The sequence below is a fragment of the Vibrio sp. V09_P4A23P171 genome (assembly GCF_963875615.1).
In the GTDB taxonomy this organism is placed as follows: domain Bacteria; phylum Pseudomonadota; class Gammaproteobacteria; order Enterobacterales; family Vibrionaceae; genus Vibrio; species Vibrio anguillarum.
This window is the reverse complement of sequence record NZ_CAWNMR010000032.1, coordinates 1-15,824: the sequence shown is the minus strand read 5'-3', so window position 1 is coordinate 15,824 and position 15,824 is coordinate 1. Positions and strand designations below refer to the sequence as shown.

Sequence of the window (15,824 nt, the reverse complement as noted above, 5' to 3'; positions counted from 1 at the left end):
GGCGTAGAGATGGTAATGCCAGGTGACAACATCCAAATGGTTGTAGAGCTAATCGCTCCAATCGCGATGGATGAAGGTCTACGTTTCGCGATCCGTGAAGGTGGTCGTACAGTAGGTGCTGGTGTTGTTGCTAAAGTTATCGCTTAATTTTCGATAATTTATGCACACACTGCATTAAAAAGGGAAGCTTAGGCTTCCCTTTTTGTTTGACGTGACCCTTAGTACATTTCCCTTGCTAATCCTGCTTCGTTTCTGTACTATTTGCCGTCCTTAATTCTCGGTCTTTTTTTTTCGTTCCTTGCTTCCTATGGACGACCGAGCCAAACCTGGAAGCTGAATAATCCGTAAGGAGCAACCGATGCGTCATTATGAAATCGTATTCATGGTGCACCCAGATCAAAGCGAGCAAGTTGCTGGCATGATCGAGCGTTACACTGGTTCTATCACTGAAACTGGCGGTACTATCCACCGTCTAGAAGATTGGGGTCGTCGTCAAATGGCTTACCCAATCAACAAGCTTCACAAAGCTCACTACGTTCTTATGAACGTTGAAGCTGACCAAGCTGTGATTGATGAGCTAGAAACTGCTTTCCGTTTTAACGATGCAGTTCTACGTAACATGATCATGCGTACTAAAGCTGCTATCACCGAGCCATCAATCATGCTGAAAGCTAAAGAAGAGCGTTCTAAGCGTGATGAAACTCGTTTCGATGCAGACGCTGAGTAATTGATTTGATGACCAATCGGATGGAGTTGAGTGGCACTGTCGCAAAACCTCCCATTCGAAGCCAAAGTCCTGCGGGCATTGAACATTGCCGTTTCTGGCTTGAACATCGCTCAACAGTGATAGAAGCTGATTTACCGAGACAAGTCTATTGTCGTATGCCGGTAGTCGTCAGTGGGCAGAGGTCAACGAATCTCACTCAACACTTAGTACAAGGCAGCACCATAACCGTAAGTGGCTTTGTCGCTTACCAAACTAGCCATAATGGCGTAGGTAAATTGGTGCTACATGCCGACCACATTACTCAAATTTAAGATCAGGAGATAGCCCATGGCTCGTTTCTTCCGTCGTCGTAAATTCTGCCGTTTCACTGCAGAAGGCGTACAAGAGATTGATTACAAAGATGTAGCAACTCTTAAAAACTACATAACTGAAGCTGGTAAAATCGTACCTAGCCGTATCACTGGTACTAGCGCTAAATACCAACGTCAGCTAGCTCGTGCAATCAAGCGTTCTCGCTACCTAGCTCTATTGCCATACACTGATAAACATCAGTAATTGGCACCGTTTATTAAGAAAGAGGATTAATCAATGCAAGTTATTCTACTTGATAAAATCGGTAACCTAGGCAGCCTTGGCGACACTGTAAGCGTGAAATCTGGTTATGCTCGTAACTTCCTTATCCCACAAGGTAAGGCTGTAATGGCAACTAAATCTAACGTTGAAATGTTTGAAACTCGTCGTGCTGAACTTGAAGCTAAAGTTGCTGAGCAACTTGTTGCATCTCAAGCTCGTGCTGAACAAGTTAACGCTCTTGAAGCTGTTGTTATTACTTCTAAAGCAGGCGATGAAGGTAAACTATTTGGTTCTATTGGTACTCGTGATATCGCTGACGCTATTACAGCGGCAGGTGTTGCAGTATCTAAGAGCGAAGTTCGTCTACCTGAAGGTGCTCTACGTAACGTAGGTTCTTTCGAAGTGAGCATCCAACTTCACTCAGAAGTGTTTGCAACTGCGAAAATTCAAATCGTTGCTGAGTAATTTCAGTCTTCGGATGAATTGAAAACACCAGCCTTGGCTGGTGTTTTTTTTATCTTCAAACTACCTAGAAACGAAACTGTAAACTAAATGAAGTAACGCTATCGGCTTTACTTAGTCCTGCTGGAACCTTATCGTGGTATTGGCGAGACAAGTTCACTTTCAACGCAATCGAATCAGTAATGTGATTGGTTAAAATGAGTTCGCTATCGGTTCTGATGTTACTTTCTCCTGCGACAAGAGTCAGTTCAGAGGAGATGGTTAAATTATCGAAAGTTGCCCAAACACCCTTTAAGTTACCACGAAATATGACTTCTTCGACTGTATTTGCAAATACAATATCTGTACTTGATATCTCATCTAGATTGGGTTTTTGGTAACGAAAACCGGGCCCTATTTCAATCTCTAATAGCAATATGTCGGTATTCATCAATTGGTAACCCATTCCACCAGATAGCGTGTAGTCTTTGAAATAGGCGCTGTATTTCGAATCAACACCGTTAAAGTTTGCGTATAGATAGGCTTTTGAGGCTAACTTATAGTCACTTTGCAGCGAATAGTTTGCCTGCCGCTTATTCTCTTTTCCATTTTTATCAAGACGATACAATTTCCACTCACCATTGGTTCGATGGCGACCTGTTATGTATTCTGTCTTGACTCGTGAATTCAATGACTCTGAATCAGTATTACCTGAGTGGGCTTGGTAACCCAATTCGACTTGGCTATTCCAAGGAGAAGGAACTTCGATTTCCGTATCGTTTTTAAGATCCTCATTAGCATAAGCTGCACTCATCGCGAACAGGCTAAAACTAAGAAACCAAATTTTGGACACGAAGCACCCCTAAAGTGAATAAAAATAGTGGGCGAAATAGTAGGTGTAGGGCGGTTCTGTTTGGTCAGCATGAGGTTAATTCTCTACGAGATAAACACAAAGTTTCGTTTACATAATTACAAATGATCTATTCTGGCTATAATGGTCGGTCATTAGATAGTATTGAGCGAAGTCATGGCTGCACCACGAACAGATCAACGAAATCGTAAACCGTTTGACGCACAAGTCGACGCAATTAAAGTTCCTCCACATTCGATCGAAGCTGAGCAATCAGTGATTGGGGGCTTGCTATTGGATAACGAACGTTGGGATACGGTGGCAGAGCGTGTGGTCAGCAAAGACTTCTATAGCCGTGCACACCGCCTAATTTTTGATGCAGCTAAATCGATTTTGGAAGCCAGTAAGCCACTCGATCTTATTACATTATCTGAGTATCTCGAGCGTCGCGAACAGTTGGAAGATGTCGGCGGTTTTGCTTATTTAGCGGATTTGGCGAAAAATACGCCCAGTGCGGCTAACATTAATGCTTATGCTGAAATCGTAGCGGAACGAGCATTGGTGCGTAACCTTATCGGTGTTGCCAATGAGATTGCGGATGCAGGTTATGATCCGCAAGGGCGCAGTTCGGAAGATTTGCTCGATCTGGCTGAAAGTAAAGTGTTCGCCATTGCTGAGGAGCGTACCAGCGAAAATGAAGGCCCGCAGAATGTCGATTCGATTTTAGAAAGAACTTTAGAGCGTATTGAACTGCTGTATAAAACACCACAAGATGGTGTCACGGGCGTGAATACGGGGTTTGCTGATCTCAATAAGAAAACGGCTGGTTTACAAGGTTCTGATTTGATCATTGTAGCTGCTCGCCCTTCTATGGGTAAAACGACGTTTGCCATGAACTTGTGTGAAAACGCGGCCATGGAGCAAGAAAAACCGGTTCTTATCTTCTCTCTTGAGATGCCGGCTGAACAAATCATGATGCGTATGTTGGCATCGCTTTCTCGCGTTGATCAAACCAAAATTCGTACTGGGCAGCTGGATGATGAGGATTGGGCACGAATTTCATCTACCATGGGTATTCTCATGGAAAAGAAAAATATGTACATAGATGATAGCTCAGGCCTAACGCCTACCGAGGTTCGTTCTAGAGCTCGTCGTATTGCGCGCGAGCATGGCGGCTTATCGCTCATCATGGTCGACTACTTGCAGTTGATGCGAGTTCCTTCGCAATCGGATAACCGTACTTTAGAAATTGCGGAGATCTCTCGCTCGTTAAAAGCACTGGCTAAAGAATTGAATGTGCCCGTGGTGGCTTTATCGCAGCTTAACCGTTCGTTGGAGCAGCGCGCCGATAAACGCCCAGTCAACTCTGACTTGCGTGAATCCGGTTCGATAGAACAAGATGCCGATTTGATCATGTTCATTTATCGCGATGAGGTGTATCACCCTGATAGTTCGTTAAAGGGTATCGCAGAGATTATTATAGGTAAGCAACGTAACGGCCCGATTGGTTCTGTACGGTTGACCTTCCAAGGGCAGTATTCTCGTTTTGACAATTATGCAGGCCCTGCATTTGACGATGAGTAATTTGATGAGCTACATGAAAGCGGCAACCGCCTGCATCGATCTCGATGCGTTAAAGCACAACCTACAGCGAGTAAAACAGCAGGCACCAAACAGTAAAATTATGGCGGTGGTCAAAGCAAATGGTTATGGTCATGGGCTTCGGCATGTTGCGAAACATGCACTGGGCGCGGATGCATTTGGCGTGGCGCGCATTGAAGAAGCGCTGCAACTGAGAGCGAGCGGTGTGGTAAAACCTATCTTGTTGCTTGAAGGTTTTTATTCCCCGATGGATCTTGCTGTATTGGTGACCAATAACATTCAAACCGTTGTTCACTGTGAGGAGCAGTTAGTCGCCTTAGAGCAAGCTCAATTAGATGTCCCAGTCAATGTTTGGTTGAAAATCGATAGCGGAATGCATCGTTTAGGTGTGCGCCCAGAACAATACCCCGATTTTTTAGAACGTTTGCAAGCGTGTAAAAACGTAGTGAAGCCATTGCGTTATATGAGTCATTTTGGTTGTGCCGATGAACTCGATAAATCAACGACTTCTGAGCAAATTGAGCTATTTTTAGCAATGACAAAAGGTCATGAGGGTGAAAGATCACTTGCTGCCTCCGCTGGTTTATTAGCTTGGAAGCACAGCCAGTTAGAGTGGGTTCGCCCAGGTATTATTATGTATGGCGTTTCTCCTTTTGATGATAACTCGGCGCAAGCGCTGGGCTATCAACCTGTAATGACATTAAAATCTCACTTGATCGCAGTGCGTGATGTTAAAGCGGGAGAGAGTGTCGGCTACGGTGCCACTTGGACAAGCTTACGTGACACTAAGGTTGGTGTTATCGCAATTGGCTATGGCGATGGTTATCCTCGCACTGCACCCAATGGAACTCCGGTTGTTGTCAATGGGCGTAAAGTGCCGATTGCAGGGCGAGTTTCAATGGATATGCTTACGGTCGATCTCGGTCCACAAGCCTGCGATAAGGTGGGCGATGAGGTTATTTTATGGGGAAAAGAGCTACCAGCCGAAGAAGTGGCCTCTCACATCGGCACGATCGCTTACGAGTTAGTGACGAAACTCACTTCTCGTGTTGAGATGTCGTATCAATAAAGCCAGAGTATGCACCCATTAGGTTTACCTGACCTAACTCAATATGAGAGCGGGTAAGCTGCGTCATAATGGCGCTCACAAAACGAATAACGACGTGTTGCCTTCCAAATATAGGCAGTCGATACCATTTTCTTTTTTTTGCTCAATCGGGGATTCCATCATTTTGAAACAGAGTTTAGGAATGATAGGAATAAAACCTACTGTCACATCGGGATAGATACCATGTTGAAAAATATCAATCCAACGCAAACCAACGCTTGGAAAGCACTGACTGCGCATTTTGAATCAGCGCAAGATATGGACCTTAAATCACTTTTTGCACAAGATGCACAACGTTTCGATAAATTCTCGACTCGTTTTGGTTCAGATATTCTTGTTGATTACTCAAAAAATTTGATCAACGAAGAAACCTTACAACATTTACAAGCATTGGCGAATGAGACTGAACTAAAGTCAGCCATCGACGCTATGCTGCAAGGATGCGCGATCAACCAAACTGAAGGCCGTGCCGTACTGCACACTGCGTTACGCAACCGCAGTAACACACCGGTCATGGTTGATGGTGAAGATGTGATGCCAGCCGTGAATGCGGTACTTGAGAAGATGAAATCGTTTTCTGAACGAGTGATTTCTGGTGAATGGAAAGGTTACACTGGTAAAGCGATTACCGATATTGTCAACATTGGTATTGGTGGTTCAGACCTTGGCCCATACATGGTCACAGAAGCACTTGCGCCGTATAAGAATCATCTTAATCTTCATTTCGTTTCTAACGTTGATGGAACACACATCGTTGAAACGTTGAAAAAAGTCAATCCAGAAACCACGCTATTTTTAGTGGCTTCAAAGACGTTTACTACCCAAGAAACCATGACCAATGCACATACGGCTCGTGATTGGTTCTTAGCGGAAGCAGGCGATGAAACTCATGTTGCAAAACATTTTGCGGCGCTGTCGACTAATGCGAAATCAGTCGCTGAGTTTGGTATTGATACAGACAACATGTTCGAATTTTGGGATTGGGTTGGTGGACGCTACTCACTATGGTCAGCAATTGGTCTATCCATTGTATTGGCTGTAGGCTATGACAACTTTGTGGAACTGCTGTCCGGCGCGCATGAGATGGATCGCCATTTTGTGGCGACACCTTTTGAGCAAAATATTCCTGTGATCCTAGCCTTGATTGGTATTTGGTATAACAACTTCCACGGCGCCGAATCAGAAGCGATTCTGCCTTATGACCAATACTTACATCGCTTTGCCGCTTATTTCCAACAGGGCAATATGGAATCAAACGGTAAATACGTAGATCGTAACGGTCAAGCGGTAACTTACCAAACGGGTCCAATCATTTGGGGTGAGCCCGGTACTAATGGTCAACACGCCTTTTATCAATTGATCCACCAGGGAACAAAATTGATCCCGTGTGATTTTATTGCGCCAGCGCTCAGCCATAACCCAGCGGGTGATCATCACCAAAAATTGATGTCGAACTTTTTTGCTCAAACAGAAGCGTTAGCGTTTGGAAAAACGCAGCAAACCGTGGAAGCTGAGCTAAAAGCGGCGGGCAAATCAGCACAAGAAATGGCGGCAATCGCACCATTTAAAGTGTTTGAAGGAAACCGCCCAACCAACTCAATCTTAGTTAAGCAGATCACGCCACGCACTTTGGGCAACCTGATTGCGATGTACGAGCATAAAATTTTCGTACAGGGTGTTATTTGGAATATCTTCAGTTTCGATCAATGGGGCGTTGAGCTTGGTAAGCAGTTAGCAAACCAAATTCTGCCTGAGTTAGCCGACGATGCTCAAGTGAGTTCACACGACAGCTCAACCAATGGTTTGATTAACGCGTTTAAGACATTTAAAGCGTAATGCGTCAAAACCTTACTTGGATGTGAGTAAGGTTTTATCCAAATAAAAAAGGTTGATACTTAACGGTATCAACCTTTTTTTCTTTAATGAAAGAGCTTACTCGAAACAGATTTCGATAAAAGCGTTACCCCACTGAGAGGTAAACGGCATGATAATAATTGCACCTTCGCATTTATGACGAATCGTGTGGCCTTTTCCTGAGACAACAACCGGAGTTGCCATATCAAAGTCAAAACCACTCTCGGCAAGAATGCGTTTAGCTCCGCCTGTCACCATGTTGGTGATTTCGCCGACCATATCTGTCACTTCTTCATTGAGACCGTTGGGGCGTTCACCTAACATATTTTGCATGATTTCCAATGCTAGACTTTCATCAAAAGTAATAGACATGGAACCACGGCTTTGACTACCAACCATACCAATCAAGCCAGAGACATCACCACGGGCAATCTCATCTTTCTTTACACGAGGTTTCTGTGGCTTCAACTCTAATGAAGCCATCGTTTTTAACACGTTCATTAAAGAAGCTAAAAACGGGTTTACAAATTCAGCGCGCATAACCTTCTTCTACTGTTTTTATACTTTCAGACTTGAGGAACACGTTTGGCAAACACCATGAGATTCAATAACGTGATTAACGATGTTAAAACCGTGTTTCTCAGCGTTGCTTGCTAGCAAGGCTATCAGACTATCATCTTGAAGTTCAATAACATTGCCACATTTGTCACAAATTAATAGGTGTGAGAAATGCTTATTAGCATTACAAGAGCAACATGAAATAAAGCTATTTGTTGACTCCACTCTATGAATAAAGCCTTGTTCTAACAAAAAGTCCAGAGCACGATACACCGTTGGTGGTTTCGCTTGGGGCTCGCTTTGCTTTAAATCTTCAAGCAATTCATAAGCACTGGATGCTTTTTTGCTTGAACAAATCAGTTCAAACACTCTCTTTCGTTGAGAAGTTAGTCGTACTCCTCTCGCTGCGCATAGTTCTTCTATTTGTTTCGTTAGCTTGTGGTCCAAATTCATCACCATAACCATTGGACTTTAATAATAATATACTATTTCCAGATTAATAGCCTTGTAGCCTACAACATTTTCTGGAGTTAGTTAGCGATGTGATCGTTGTTTGCAACGAAAATAGTGCTTAAATTACCTTATATCGATGCAAAACGATACAGAAGAAGAACTGTTGGCGCTATAAACTCGAAGCGATTACAATGCCAAACTTTGTTTTTGGCTGTAAGTTTAGCCATTGAAACTGACTGAATTGGGATATCTAAATCATGACTCACCCTTGTAGGCTATCAGTAGCACCCATGCTCGATTGGACAGATCGCCACTGCCGATACTTTCATCGTTTGCTGTCCTCGCAAACGTTACTGTACACCGAGATGGTTACGACAGGCGCGATCATTCATGGTAAAGGGGACTTCTTGGCTTACAACGAGGAGGAACACCCAGTAGCGTTACAATTGGGTGGTTCGAATCCTCAAGACCTTGCTCATTGTGCCAAACTTGCCCAGCAGTACGGGTACGATGAAATCAACCTCAATGTGGGTTGTCCGTCTGATCGCGTCCAGAATGGTCGTTTTGGTGCTTGTTTAATGGCAGAGCCGCAACTGGTGGCGGATTGCGTTGCAGCGATGAAATCAGTAGTTGATATTCCGGTAACCGTAAAGACGCGTATTGGTATTGATGACATGGATTCTTATGAATTTTTGACTGATTTTATTTCATTGGTATCAGAGAAAGGGGGCTGTGAACAGTTTACTATTCATGCGCGTAAGGCGTGGCTTAGTGGTTTGAGCCCAAAAGAGAACCGTGAAATACCGCCGTTAGATTACTCACGGGCATATCAGCTGAAAAAAGATTTCCCACATTTAGTCATTGCTGTGAATGGCGGTGTCAAAACCTTAGCTGAAGTCAGTGAGCATTTACAGCATCTTGATGGCGTAATGATTGGACGGGAAGCTTATCAAAGCCCTTATTTGTTGGCGGAAGTGGACCAGGCCATTTTTGGTATGGATACGCCGATTAAAAAACGTTCTCAAATTATTGAAGAGATGTTTCCTTATATTGAACGTCAATTAGCTCAGGGGTCTTACCTTGGCCATATTACCCGCCATATGTTAGGTATGTTCCAAAATATGCCAGGTGCTCGTCAATGGCGACGTTATATCAGTGAGAATGCGCATAAGCCCGGTGCGGGAATTGAAGTCGTGCAATCGGCATTAGCAAAAATTCCGAAAGAGTTGAATGTGTAAAAATTACCAACTTAAGTGGTGATTTTTACCAATAATAGAAAGGCTAAATGACTCGGTGTTATTTGGCTTTTTTTATTGAAATAAATATTGCTTTTCAAGTGCTTGATTGGCCAAGAAACTGTGATTTTTTTAGTCTTGACTTGAAATCAGAGGCGGTAATGACAAGTTGGCTCGATATCTGCTAGTGGTAAGAGAAACGGAGGAAAACATCATGTTTGAACTTATTTTCTTATTGGTTTTTATTGCAACTTTATTGGCGACAGGCATCACTTTGGCGACTGTGTTTATTGCGACGATCATGGGCTTTATAGTATTGGCATTACTAGGCATGATTGGAGTGATGTTTAAGCTACTACCTTGGATCATTGTGATTGTTTTGGGGGTCTGGTTCTTCCGTCATGTGGTGTACACCCCTCGCTAATGTGGCAGTCAACGAAACGTTAACTCACTTCAGGAATATGCTACTATCGCGTTCAATTAAGAACATGCATTAGTAGCGAATAAATAGGGAGCAATAGGGATGAATAAACCAATTTGGTTAGCGTTGGTCAGTGTGGCAATGATGATGTCAACCGCATCGGTTCAAGCAGAATCATTTTATCGTGGAGAAGTTGGTGCTGACATGTGGTGGGGCAGCACTAAAATCGACAATACTCGTCGTGATGATGTGAAGACACCTTCAATCCACGTTGCTTTTGAGCATCAGCTACCTTATTTGCCCAATGCGAGTATTCGTTATACAACGCTTGAGGCGGATTATGCATCCTTTGATAAGTACGACTATACCTTGTATTACAATCTGTTAGAGCGGCAGTTAATGTCGTTCGATGCGGGTGTTACATTCACTCAATATCGTGGTTCTCAGTATCAAGCACCAGATAGCTTGAAGTACAGTTTTGATAAGACGACTTTTAACTGGTATGCCTATGCCACAATTAAAATTCCCAATACCCAAGTTGATGTGATTGGGCAGTTTGATTTTGGTGATAGTGGCGGAATTAAAAGCGCAGATGTACTAGCGGGTTTGCAGTATTCCATACCTATTCGTGCTGGCAATGTCGCATTGCGTGGCGGCTATCGTGTGATTGATCTTGAATTCACCGAACTTGACCCAAAAACGAAAAACTCATTTGTCTTTGTTGATGGTTGGTTCTTAGGGGCTGAATTTCAATTTTAAGTATCGATTCGATACTTACGCGCTAAATGCATTTTCCATAGAACGCCACCTCTGCAAGGTGGCGTTTTTTATAACTGATAATTATATTATTGCGCAATTTCTTAGCAGAATAAGCAAAATGTACCATGCTTAATTCACGAGTGAATAATGTGAAAATGGTGTGGTGATGACGATTACCGAGTTAAGGGACTTGTATCGTGAGAACAAGCTTATCGAAGCCATTATTGAACCTTCTTTCCAAGAAGGGCATTGGATAGTCGAGTTTCGGCATTGCCGTGGTGGGTTCGTGCTATTAACCGATTCTCAGGGTGACGAATGCCAGTATACCGATCTGGATCTTGCCTCTAAATCGGCTATGGAGGTGGGTTTTAAGCAAGTTCGAGTCGAGTCTAAATGAGAGAATTAAGCGTAATGCCTACTTCCAAAAAGTTATAAAACATACTTATCTATTCTTTCTTGTTATTAAAGAGAGTGGTTAATCTATTGTCACGCAATGAATAGGGAAGTCGTGACCATGTCTTCAGGAAATACCATACCCCAAGAGCTAGCCAGTTTAGCTAGCCCACTCAATGACGCGCAACTGAACGGATTGCAGCGTACTATTTCAGAACTTTCCCCGCAGCAGCTTGCTTGGGTTAGCGGATATTTTTGGGGCCTCAGTCAGTCTCAAGCATCAAGCATTTCTACTTCCAGCTCACAAGCAGCCACTTTAGTATCAATGGAGCCTGCGACTCAATTAACCATTATTTTCGCTTCTCAAACAGGCAATGCAAAAGGCCTTGCTGAAGGATTGGAAAGAGAAGCTCAGGCTGCCGATATCGCGGTTCAATTATTCGATGCGAGTGATTACAAAGGCAAAGATCTTGCGAAAGAAACGCATGTTATTTTTGTTGCATCGACCAATGGCGAGGGCGAAGCCCCTGACAATGCATTAGCGCTGCATGAATTTTTACAATCCAAGAAAGCGCCGAAATTACCTCACTTGCAATATGGTGTGATTGGCTTAGGTGACTCCAGTTATGAATTTTTCTGCCAAACGGGTAAAGATTTTGATGCATTTTTAGAGCAGCTTGGTGCCAAACGTTTTATTGAGCGAGTGGATTGCGACGTTGATTACGAACATCAAGCCGCCGAGTGGAAAGCCAAGGCATTAGCAGTGGTAAAAGAAGCTTTTGCAAGTACGCCTGCGCAAGTTGTGCAATTACCCGTGAGCCAAACGACGAATCATCTATCTCAATACAGTAAGCAAAATCCTTACAGTGCGACTTTACTGACGAGTCAAAAAATTACTGGGCGAGATTCAGGAAAAGAGGTGCGCCACATTGAAATTGACTTGGGTGAGTCAGGTATAACGTATCAGTCTGGGGATGCGCTTGGAGTATGGTATGAAAACGATACAGAGTTGGTTAATGCCGTGTTATCTGCGACTGGGCTATCGGGTGTCGAAAGTGTTGACGTCGATGGCGAAAGTTTATCCATCCATAGTGCTTTAATGCATAAATATGAAATTACGGCTGCAAATCCTCAGATGGTGACCAAGTTTGCTGAGTTATCTGGTTGTACGAAACTGCTTGAGCTGGTGGAGGATAAAGAGAAGCTCAGATTGTATGCGAGCCATCATCAAGTGATTGATGTACTGCGAGAGAAGCAAACTAAACTGACGGCCCAAGCGCTACTCTCTTTATTACGTCGTTTAACGCCGCGTCTTTATTCTATCGCATCAAGTCAAAGCGAAGTTGAAGATGAAGTGCATCTTACCGTCAGCATTGTTCAGTATATACACCAAGATGAGCACCGTTTTGGGGGAGCGTCCAGTTACCTTGGCCAGCGCTTAGAAGAGGGCGACAAGGTAAAGGTTTTCATTGAACACAATAATAATTTCAAACTACCGCAAGATGATAACGTGCCTATTATCATGATTGGTCCTGGCACCGGAATTGCGCCATTTCGTAGCTTTATTCAAGAGCGTGATAACCGTGAAGCAAAAGGAAAAAACTGGCTGTTTTTTGGTGATCGTACATTTACTCAAGATTTTCTCTATCAAGTTGAGTGGCAAAAATATCTGAAATCCGGTGTGCTGAGTCGTCTAGATGTGGCGTTTAGCCGTGATCAGCATGAGAAAGTCTACGTCCAGCATCGATTACTTGAACAATCCGAACTGGTCTGGCAATGGATTCAAAACGGTGCGTATCTTTATGTCTGTGGTGATGCAACGCACATGGCGAAAGATGTGCATGATGCACTAATTGTTATTGCACAGCAGCAAGGTGGGTTATCACGTGAACAGGCAGAGACATATATCAACGATCTGCGCAAAGCAAAACGTTATCAAAGGGATGTGTACTAATGAGCACCAAACAACAATCTAATCATCAAGAAGTATTAGGACAAGAGCTAGGCCCATTGTCAGATAACGAGCGCTTGAAACGTGAAAGTCACTTTTTACGTGGGACGATCGAGCAAGATCTGCAAGATCACATCACAGGTGGCTTTAGTGCTGACAACTTTCAGTTGATTCGCTTTCATGGCATGTATCAACAAGACGATCGCGATATTCGTAACGAACGTGCAAAACAAAAGTTAGAACCTCTGCACAATGTGATGTTACGTGCGCGCATGCCTGGCGGGATCATCACACCGAAACAATGGCTAGCGATAGATAAATTTGCAACTGAGCACAGCCTATATGGCAGCATTCGTTTAACCACTCGCCAAACCTTTCAGTTTCACGGGGTATTGAAGCCTAACATTAAATTGATGCATCAAACGTTAAACAGCATTGGTATTGATTCGATTGCCACAGCGGGTGATGTGAACCGTAACGTACTGTGTACGTCCAATCCTGTGGAGTCTGAACTGCATCAGGAAGCTTACGAATGGGCGAAGAAGATTTCGGAACATCTGTTACCTAAAACGCGCGCTTATGCCGAAATTTGGTTGGATGGTGAAAAACTAGAAACTACAGATGAAGAGCCGATTTTAGGTAATAACTACTTACCGCGGAAGTTCAAAACGACAGTGGTTATTCCGCCCCAAAACGATGTGGATGTACATGCCAACGATTTAAACTTTGTTGCGATTGCCGAACAAGGTCGGTTAGTTGGTTTTAATGTGCTGGTGGGTGGCGGCCTAGCCATGACGCACGGTGATACTTCTACTTACCCGCGTCGTGCTGATGATTTCGGATTTATTCCTTTGGATAAAACCTTAGAAGTCGCTGCCGCTGTGGTTACGACTCAGCGTGATTGGGGAAACCGGTCTAATCGTAAAAATGCAAAAACTAAATACACACTCGATAGAGTGGGCGTCGATGTGTTCAAAGCCGAAGTTGAAAAGCGTGCTGGTATTGAGTTTGCGGTCAGCCGCCCTTACGAGCTCACAGAACGTGGTGATCGGATTGGGTGGATTGAAGGCATCGATGGTAAGCATCATTTAACACTTTTCATCGAAAATGGTCGTTTACTCGATTTCCCTGATAAACCGCTAAAGAGTGGTGTGGCAGAAATTGCTAAAATCCACCAAGGTGATTTTCGTATGACGGCCAATCAAAACCTCATCGTAGCGGGAGTACCAGCTGTACAAAAAGCCACGATTGAGCAGATTGCGCGTCAGCATGGTTTGATCAATGACAATGTGAGTGAGCAACGTAAAAATTCGATGGCGTGCGTCTCTTTCCCTACGTGCCCATTAGCTATGGCTGAAGCGGAACGTTTCCTCCCTCAATTTGTAACGGATGTAGAGACGATTCTACAAAAACATGCGTTACCTAAAGAAGAAAACATTATCTTACGTGTCACAGGTTGTCCGAACGGATGTGGCCGAGCCATGTTGGCTGAAATTGGTTTAGTTGGTAAAGCTCCCGGTCGCTACAACCTACATCTTGGCGGCAATAGAGCGGGCACTCGTGTGCCTAAAATGTATAAAGAAAACATTACCGATGTACAAATTCTTCAAGAAATTGATGAGTTGGTAGGACGCTGGGCTAGCGAGCGTCTCGAAGGAGAAGGATTTGGTGATTTCACAATCCGCGCAGGAATTATCGAAGAGGTGATCATCTCTAAGAGAGATTTCTATGCTTGAAGTACCAGTAGTTCCTAAATTGTCCGAGTTATTGGCGCTAACTAAAGTAGAGCAAACGTTACACCTTGTCCCATTAAATGCTTATCTCGAAACGTTAACAGCGCAGCAGCGAGTGATGTGGGCGATTGAGAATCTAGAAGGAACCCATGCGCTTTCTTCTAGCTTTGGCATTCAAGCCGCATTGATGCTGCATCTGGTTTCTAGCGTAAAAAGCGATATACCAGTGGTATTGACGGATACTGGCTATTTGTTTCCTGAAACATATCAATTTATTGACCAGCTCACGGAGCACCTAAATCTCAATCTGCATATCTTCAGCGCTACGATAAGTCCATCATGGCAGGAGGCGCGTTACGGTAAACTTTGGGAACAAGGCGTTACTGGCATTGAACAATACAATCACCTTAATAAAGTAGAACCGATGCGAAGAGCGTTAGATGAACTAAATATCGGTACTTGGTTTTCTGGCCTACGCCGAGAGCAATCACAATCGCGGGTGACATTACCTATTTTAGCGATTCAAAATGGTGTGTTTAAATTCCTACCTGTGATTGATTGGACAAATAAAGATGTACATTATTATCTGCAAGAAAATCACCTTCCGTATCATCCATTGTGGGAGCAAGGTTACCTTTCAGTTGGTGACACTCATACCACTCGTAAATGGGAACCGGGAATGAATGAAGAAGACACGCGTTTCTTCGGCTTAAAAAGAGAGTGTGGTCTTCATGAAGAGAATAGCTAAGGAGATGATGCAGGTATTTAATCTTCTATATAGTGTAAAAAAGAAATGAGTGAAACGGAAAAAGCGTCTGAAGGCGCTTTTTCTACGTTTGAAAAGATAAAAATTACAGCTAATGTGTATAACTCTGTGGGTAACATGTTTACTTGATCTTAGTAAAATTGAATAAATAAGGCTTTGAGCAGTAATTTGGTGATTAAGCGCTATTTTTGCAATTTTTACAAAATAACGCTTGCCAACGTGACTACGATCTCTATAATGCGACCTCACTGACACGGCACAGCCAGTAAGGGTTCAAGCCCAATTAGCCAGCCAATCAGTAGGTCAAATCGGTAAGACGAAATAATTTAATAAAGTGTTTGACACTTTTCATTATCTCGCTAGAATGGCCGCCTCTTCAAAGGAAGCCTCGGCAAGCCAG

At 43.5% G+C, this 15,824-nt stretch carries 17 protein-coding genes and 1 pseudogene; 15 read left to right on the top strand and 3 right to left on the bottom strand.

The window, feature by feature from the left end; all coding sequences use genetic code 11:
* The 5 genes and pseudogenes from tuf to rplI form a co-directional block, all read left to right on the top strand.
* Window positions 1–147: pseudogene (gene tuf / locus AACT23_RS10620) on the top strand (elongation factor Tu); the annotation flags it as partial.
* A 211-nt stretch (window positions 148–358) separates the two neighbouring features.
* Window positions 359–727: a 30S ribosomal protein S6 gene (rpsF, locus tag AACT23_RS10615; protein ID WP_013857919.1), complete on the top strand. Its 369-nt coding sequence runs from the start codon at window positions 359–361 to the stop codon at window positions 725–727.
* 8 nt (window positions 728–735) lie between these two features.
* Window positions 736–1,038 (top strand): primosomal replication protein N, encoded by a 303-nt coding sequence (priB, locus tag AACT23_RS10610; RefSeq protein ID WP_026027846.1) that lies wholly within the window; start codon window positions 736–738, stop codon window positions 1,036–1,038.
* A gap of 16 nt (window positions 1,039–1,054) precedes the next feature.
* Window positions 1,055–1,282 carry a 30S ribosomal protein S18 gene (rpsR, locus tag AACT23_RS10605; RefSeq protein WP_000090472.1) on the top strand — a complete coding sequence of 76 codons (228 nt, stop codon included), beginning with the start codon at window positions 1,055–1,057 and terminating at the stop codon, window positions 1,280–1,282.
* Between the two features lie 33 nt (window positions 1,283–1,315).
* A complete protein-coding gene (rplI, locus tag AACT23_RS10600; protein ID WP_013857917.1) occupies window positions 1,316–1,765 on the top strand; it encodes a 50S ribosomal protein L9 in 450 nt (149 codons plus the stop codon).
* Between the two features lie 64 nt (window positions 1,766–1,829).
* Here the strand turns inward: rplI and AACT23_RS10595 are convergent, their stop codons facing one another.
* A complete protein-coding gene (locus AACT23_RS10595; RefSeq protein WP_013857916.1) occupies window positions 1,830–2,594 on the bottom strand; it encodes a DUF481 domain-containing protein in 765 nt (254 codons plus the stop codon).
* 174 nt (window positions 2,595–2,768) lie between these two features.
* On the opposite strand from AACT23_RS10595, the gene AACT23_RS10590 reads away from it, so the two are divergent.
* From AACT23_RS10590 to pgi, 3 genes are all read left to right on the top strand, one after another.
* Entirely contained in the window at window positions 2,769–4,175 is a 1,407-nt protein-coding gene (locus AACT23_RS10590) for a replicative DNA helicase (RefSeq protein ID WP_013857915.1), read from the top strand.
* Between the two features lie 13 nt (window positions 4,176–4,188).
* Entirely contained in the window at window positions 4,189–5,262 is a 1,074-nt protein-coding gene (gene alr / locus AACT23_RS10585; RefSeq protein WP_197056815.1) for an alanine racemase, read from the top strand.
* Between the two features lie 222 nt (window positions 5,263–5,484).
* Entirely contained in the window at window positions 5,485–7,137 is a 1,653-nt protein-coding gene (gene pgi, locus AACT23_RS10580; protein ID WP_026028405.1) for a glucose-6-phosphate isomerase, read from the top strand.
* A 96-nt stretch (window positions 7,138–7,233) separates the two neighbouring features.
* On the opposite strand, the gene AACT23_RS10575 is transcribed toward pgi, so the two are convergent.
* Together AACT23_RS10575 and zur are read right to left on the bottom strand one after the other, a co-directional pair.
* Window positions 7,234–7,695 (bottom strand): chemotaxis protein CheX, encoded by a 462-nt coding sequence (locus tag AACT23_RS10575; protein ID WP_017043302.1) that lies wholly within the window; start codon window positions 7,693–7,695, stop codon window positions 7,234–7,236.
* Between the two features lie 18 nt (window positions 7,696–7,713).
* Window positions 7,714–8,172 carry a zinc uptake transcriptional repressor Zur gene (zur, locus tag AACT23_RS10570; RefSeq protein ID WP_017043301.1) on the bottom strand — a complete coding sequence of 153 codons (459 nt, stop codon included), beginning with the start codon at window positions 8,170–8,172 and terminating at the stop codon, window positions 7,714–7,716.
* Window positions 8,173–8,423: 251 nt separating this feature from the next.
* Between zur and dusA the strand changes: the two genes are divergently transcribed.
* From dusA to AACT23_RS10535, 7 genes are all read left to right on the top strand, one after another.
* Window positions 8,424–9,404: a tRNA dihydrouridine(20/20a) synthase DusA gene (dusA, locus tag AACT23_RS10565; protein WP_094128384.1), complete on the top strand. Its 981-nt coding sequence runs from the start codon at window positions 8,424–8,426 to the stop codon at window positions 9,402–9,404.
* Window positions 9,405–9,615: 211 nt separating this feature from the next.
* Complete coding sequence (gene pspG, locus AACT23_RS10560; protein WP_029190027.1) at window positions 9,616–9,825, top strand: envelope stress response protein PspG; 210 nt, start codon at window positions 9,616–9,618, stop codon at window positions 9,823–9,825.
* Between the two features lie 99 nt (window positions 9,826–9,924).
* Window positions 9,925–10,581: a TIGR04219 family outer membrane beta-barrel protein gene (locus AACT23_RS10555; RefSeq protein ID WP_013857908.1), complete on the top strand. Its 657-nt coding sequence runs from the start codon at window positions 9,925–9,927 to the stop codon at window positions 10,579–10,581.
* Between the two features lie 166 nt (window positions 10,582–10,747).
* Window positions 10,748–10,978 carry a hypothetical protein gene (locus tag AACT23_RS10550; RefSeq protein ID WP_038149123.1) on the top strand — a complete coding sequence of 77 codons (231 nt, stop codon included), beginning with the start codon at window positions 10,748–10,750 and terminating at the stop codon, window positions 10,976–10,978.
* A gap of 96 nt (window positions 10,979–11,074) precedes the next feature.
* Window positions 11,075–12,928, top strand: coding sequence for an assimilatory sulfite reductase (NADPH) flavoprotein subunit (locus tag AACT23_RS10545; protein ID WP_094128381.1), 1,854 nt, complete (start codon window positions 11,075–11,077; stop codon window positions 12,926–12,928).
* Window positions 12,928–14,661 (top strand): assimilatory sulfite reductase (NADPH) hemoprotein subunit, encoded by a 1,734-nt coding sequence (gene cysI, locus AACT23_RS10540; protein ID WP_013857905.1) that lies wholly within the window; start codon window positions 12,928–12,930, stop codon window positions 14,659–14,661. The genes AACT23_RS10545 and cysI overlap by 1 nt, the downstream gene beginning before the upstream one ends.
* Window positions 14,654–15,406 (top strand): phosphoadenylyl-sulfate reductase, encoded by a 753-nt coding sequence (locus AACT23_RS10535; RefSeq protein WP_094128378.1) that lies wholly within the window; start codon window positions 14,654–14,656, stop codon window positions 15,404–15,406. The genes cysI and AACT23_RS10535 overlap by 8 nt, the downstream gene beginning before the upstream one ends.
* Window positions 15,407–15,824 lie beyond the last annotated feature (418 nt).

What these genes read in the sequence shown, in the direction of transcription:
- rpsF (WP_013857919.1), top strand. Translation starts at nt 359, where the DNA reads ATGCGTCATTATGAAATCGTATTCATGGTGCACCCAGATCAAAGCGAG.
- priB (WP_026027846.1), top strand. Translation starts at nt 736, where the DNA reads ATGACCAATCGGATGGAGTTGAGTGGCACTGTCGCAAAACCTCCCATT.
- rpsR (WP_000090472.1), top strand. Translation starts at nt 1,055, where the DNA reads ATGGCTCGTTTCTTCCGTCGTCGTAAATTCTGCCGTTTCACTGCAGAA.
- rplI (WP_013857917.1), top strand. Translation starts at nt 1,316, where the DNA reads ATGCAAGTTATTCTACTTGATAAAATCGGTAACCTAGGCAGCCTTGGC.
- AACT23_RS10590 (WP_013857915.1), top strand. Translation starts at nt 2,769, where the DNA reads ATGGCTGCACCACGAACAGATCAACGAAATCGTAAACCGTTTGACGCA.
- alr (WP_197056815.1), top strand. Translation starts at nt 4,189, where the DNA reads ATGAAAGCGGCAACCGCCTGCATCGATCTCGATGCGTTAAAGCACAAC.
- pgi (WP_026028405.1), top strand. Translation starts at nt 5,485, where the DNA reads ATGTTGAAAAATATCAATCCAACGCAAACCAACGCTTGGAAAGCACTG.
- AACT23_RS10575 (WP_017043302.1), bottom strand. Translation starts at nt 7,695, where the DNA reads ATGCGCGCTGAATTTGTAAACCCGTTTTTAGCTTCTTTAATGAACGTG.
- zur (WP_017043301.1), bottom strand. Translation starts at nt 8,172, where the DNA reads ATGGTGATGAATTTGGACCACAAGCTAACGAAACAAATAGAAGAACTA.
- dusA (WP_094128384.1), top strand. Translation starts at nt 8,424, where the DNA reads ATGACTCACCCTTGTAGGCTATCAGTAGCACCCATGCTCGATTGGACA.
- pspG (WP_029190027.1), top strand. Translation starts at nt 9,616, where the DNA reads ATGTTTGAACTTATTTTCTTATTGGTTTTTATTGCAACTTTATTGGCG.
- AACT23_RS10555 (WP_013857908.1), top strand. Translation starts at nt 9,925, where the DNA reads ATGAATAAACCAATTTGGTTAGCGTTGGTCAGTGTGGCAATGATGATG.
- AACT23_RS10550 (WP_038149123.1), top strand. Translation starts at nt 10,748, where the DNA reads ATGACGATTACCGAGTTAAGGGACTTGTATCGTGAGAACAAGCTTATC.
- AACT23_RS10545 (WP_094128381.1), top strand. Translation starts at nt 11,075, where the DNA reads ATGAATAGGGAAGTCGTGACCATGTCTTCAGGAAATACCATACCCCAA.
- cysI (WP_013857905.1), top strand. Translation starts at nt 12,928, where the DNA reads ATGAGCACCAAACAACAATCTAATCATCAAGAAGTATTAGGACAAGAG.
- AACT23_RS10535 (WP_094128378.1), top strand. Translation starts at nt 14,654, where the DNA reads ATGCTTGAAGTACCAGTAGTTCCTAAATTGTCCGAGTTATTGGCGCTA.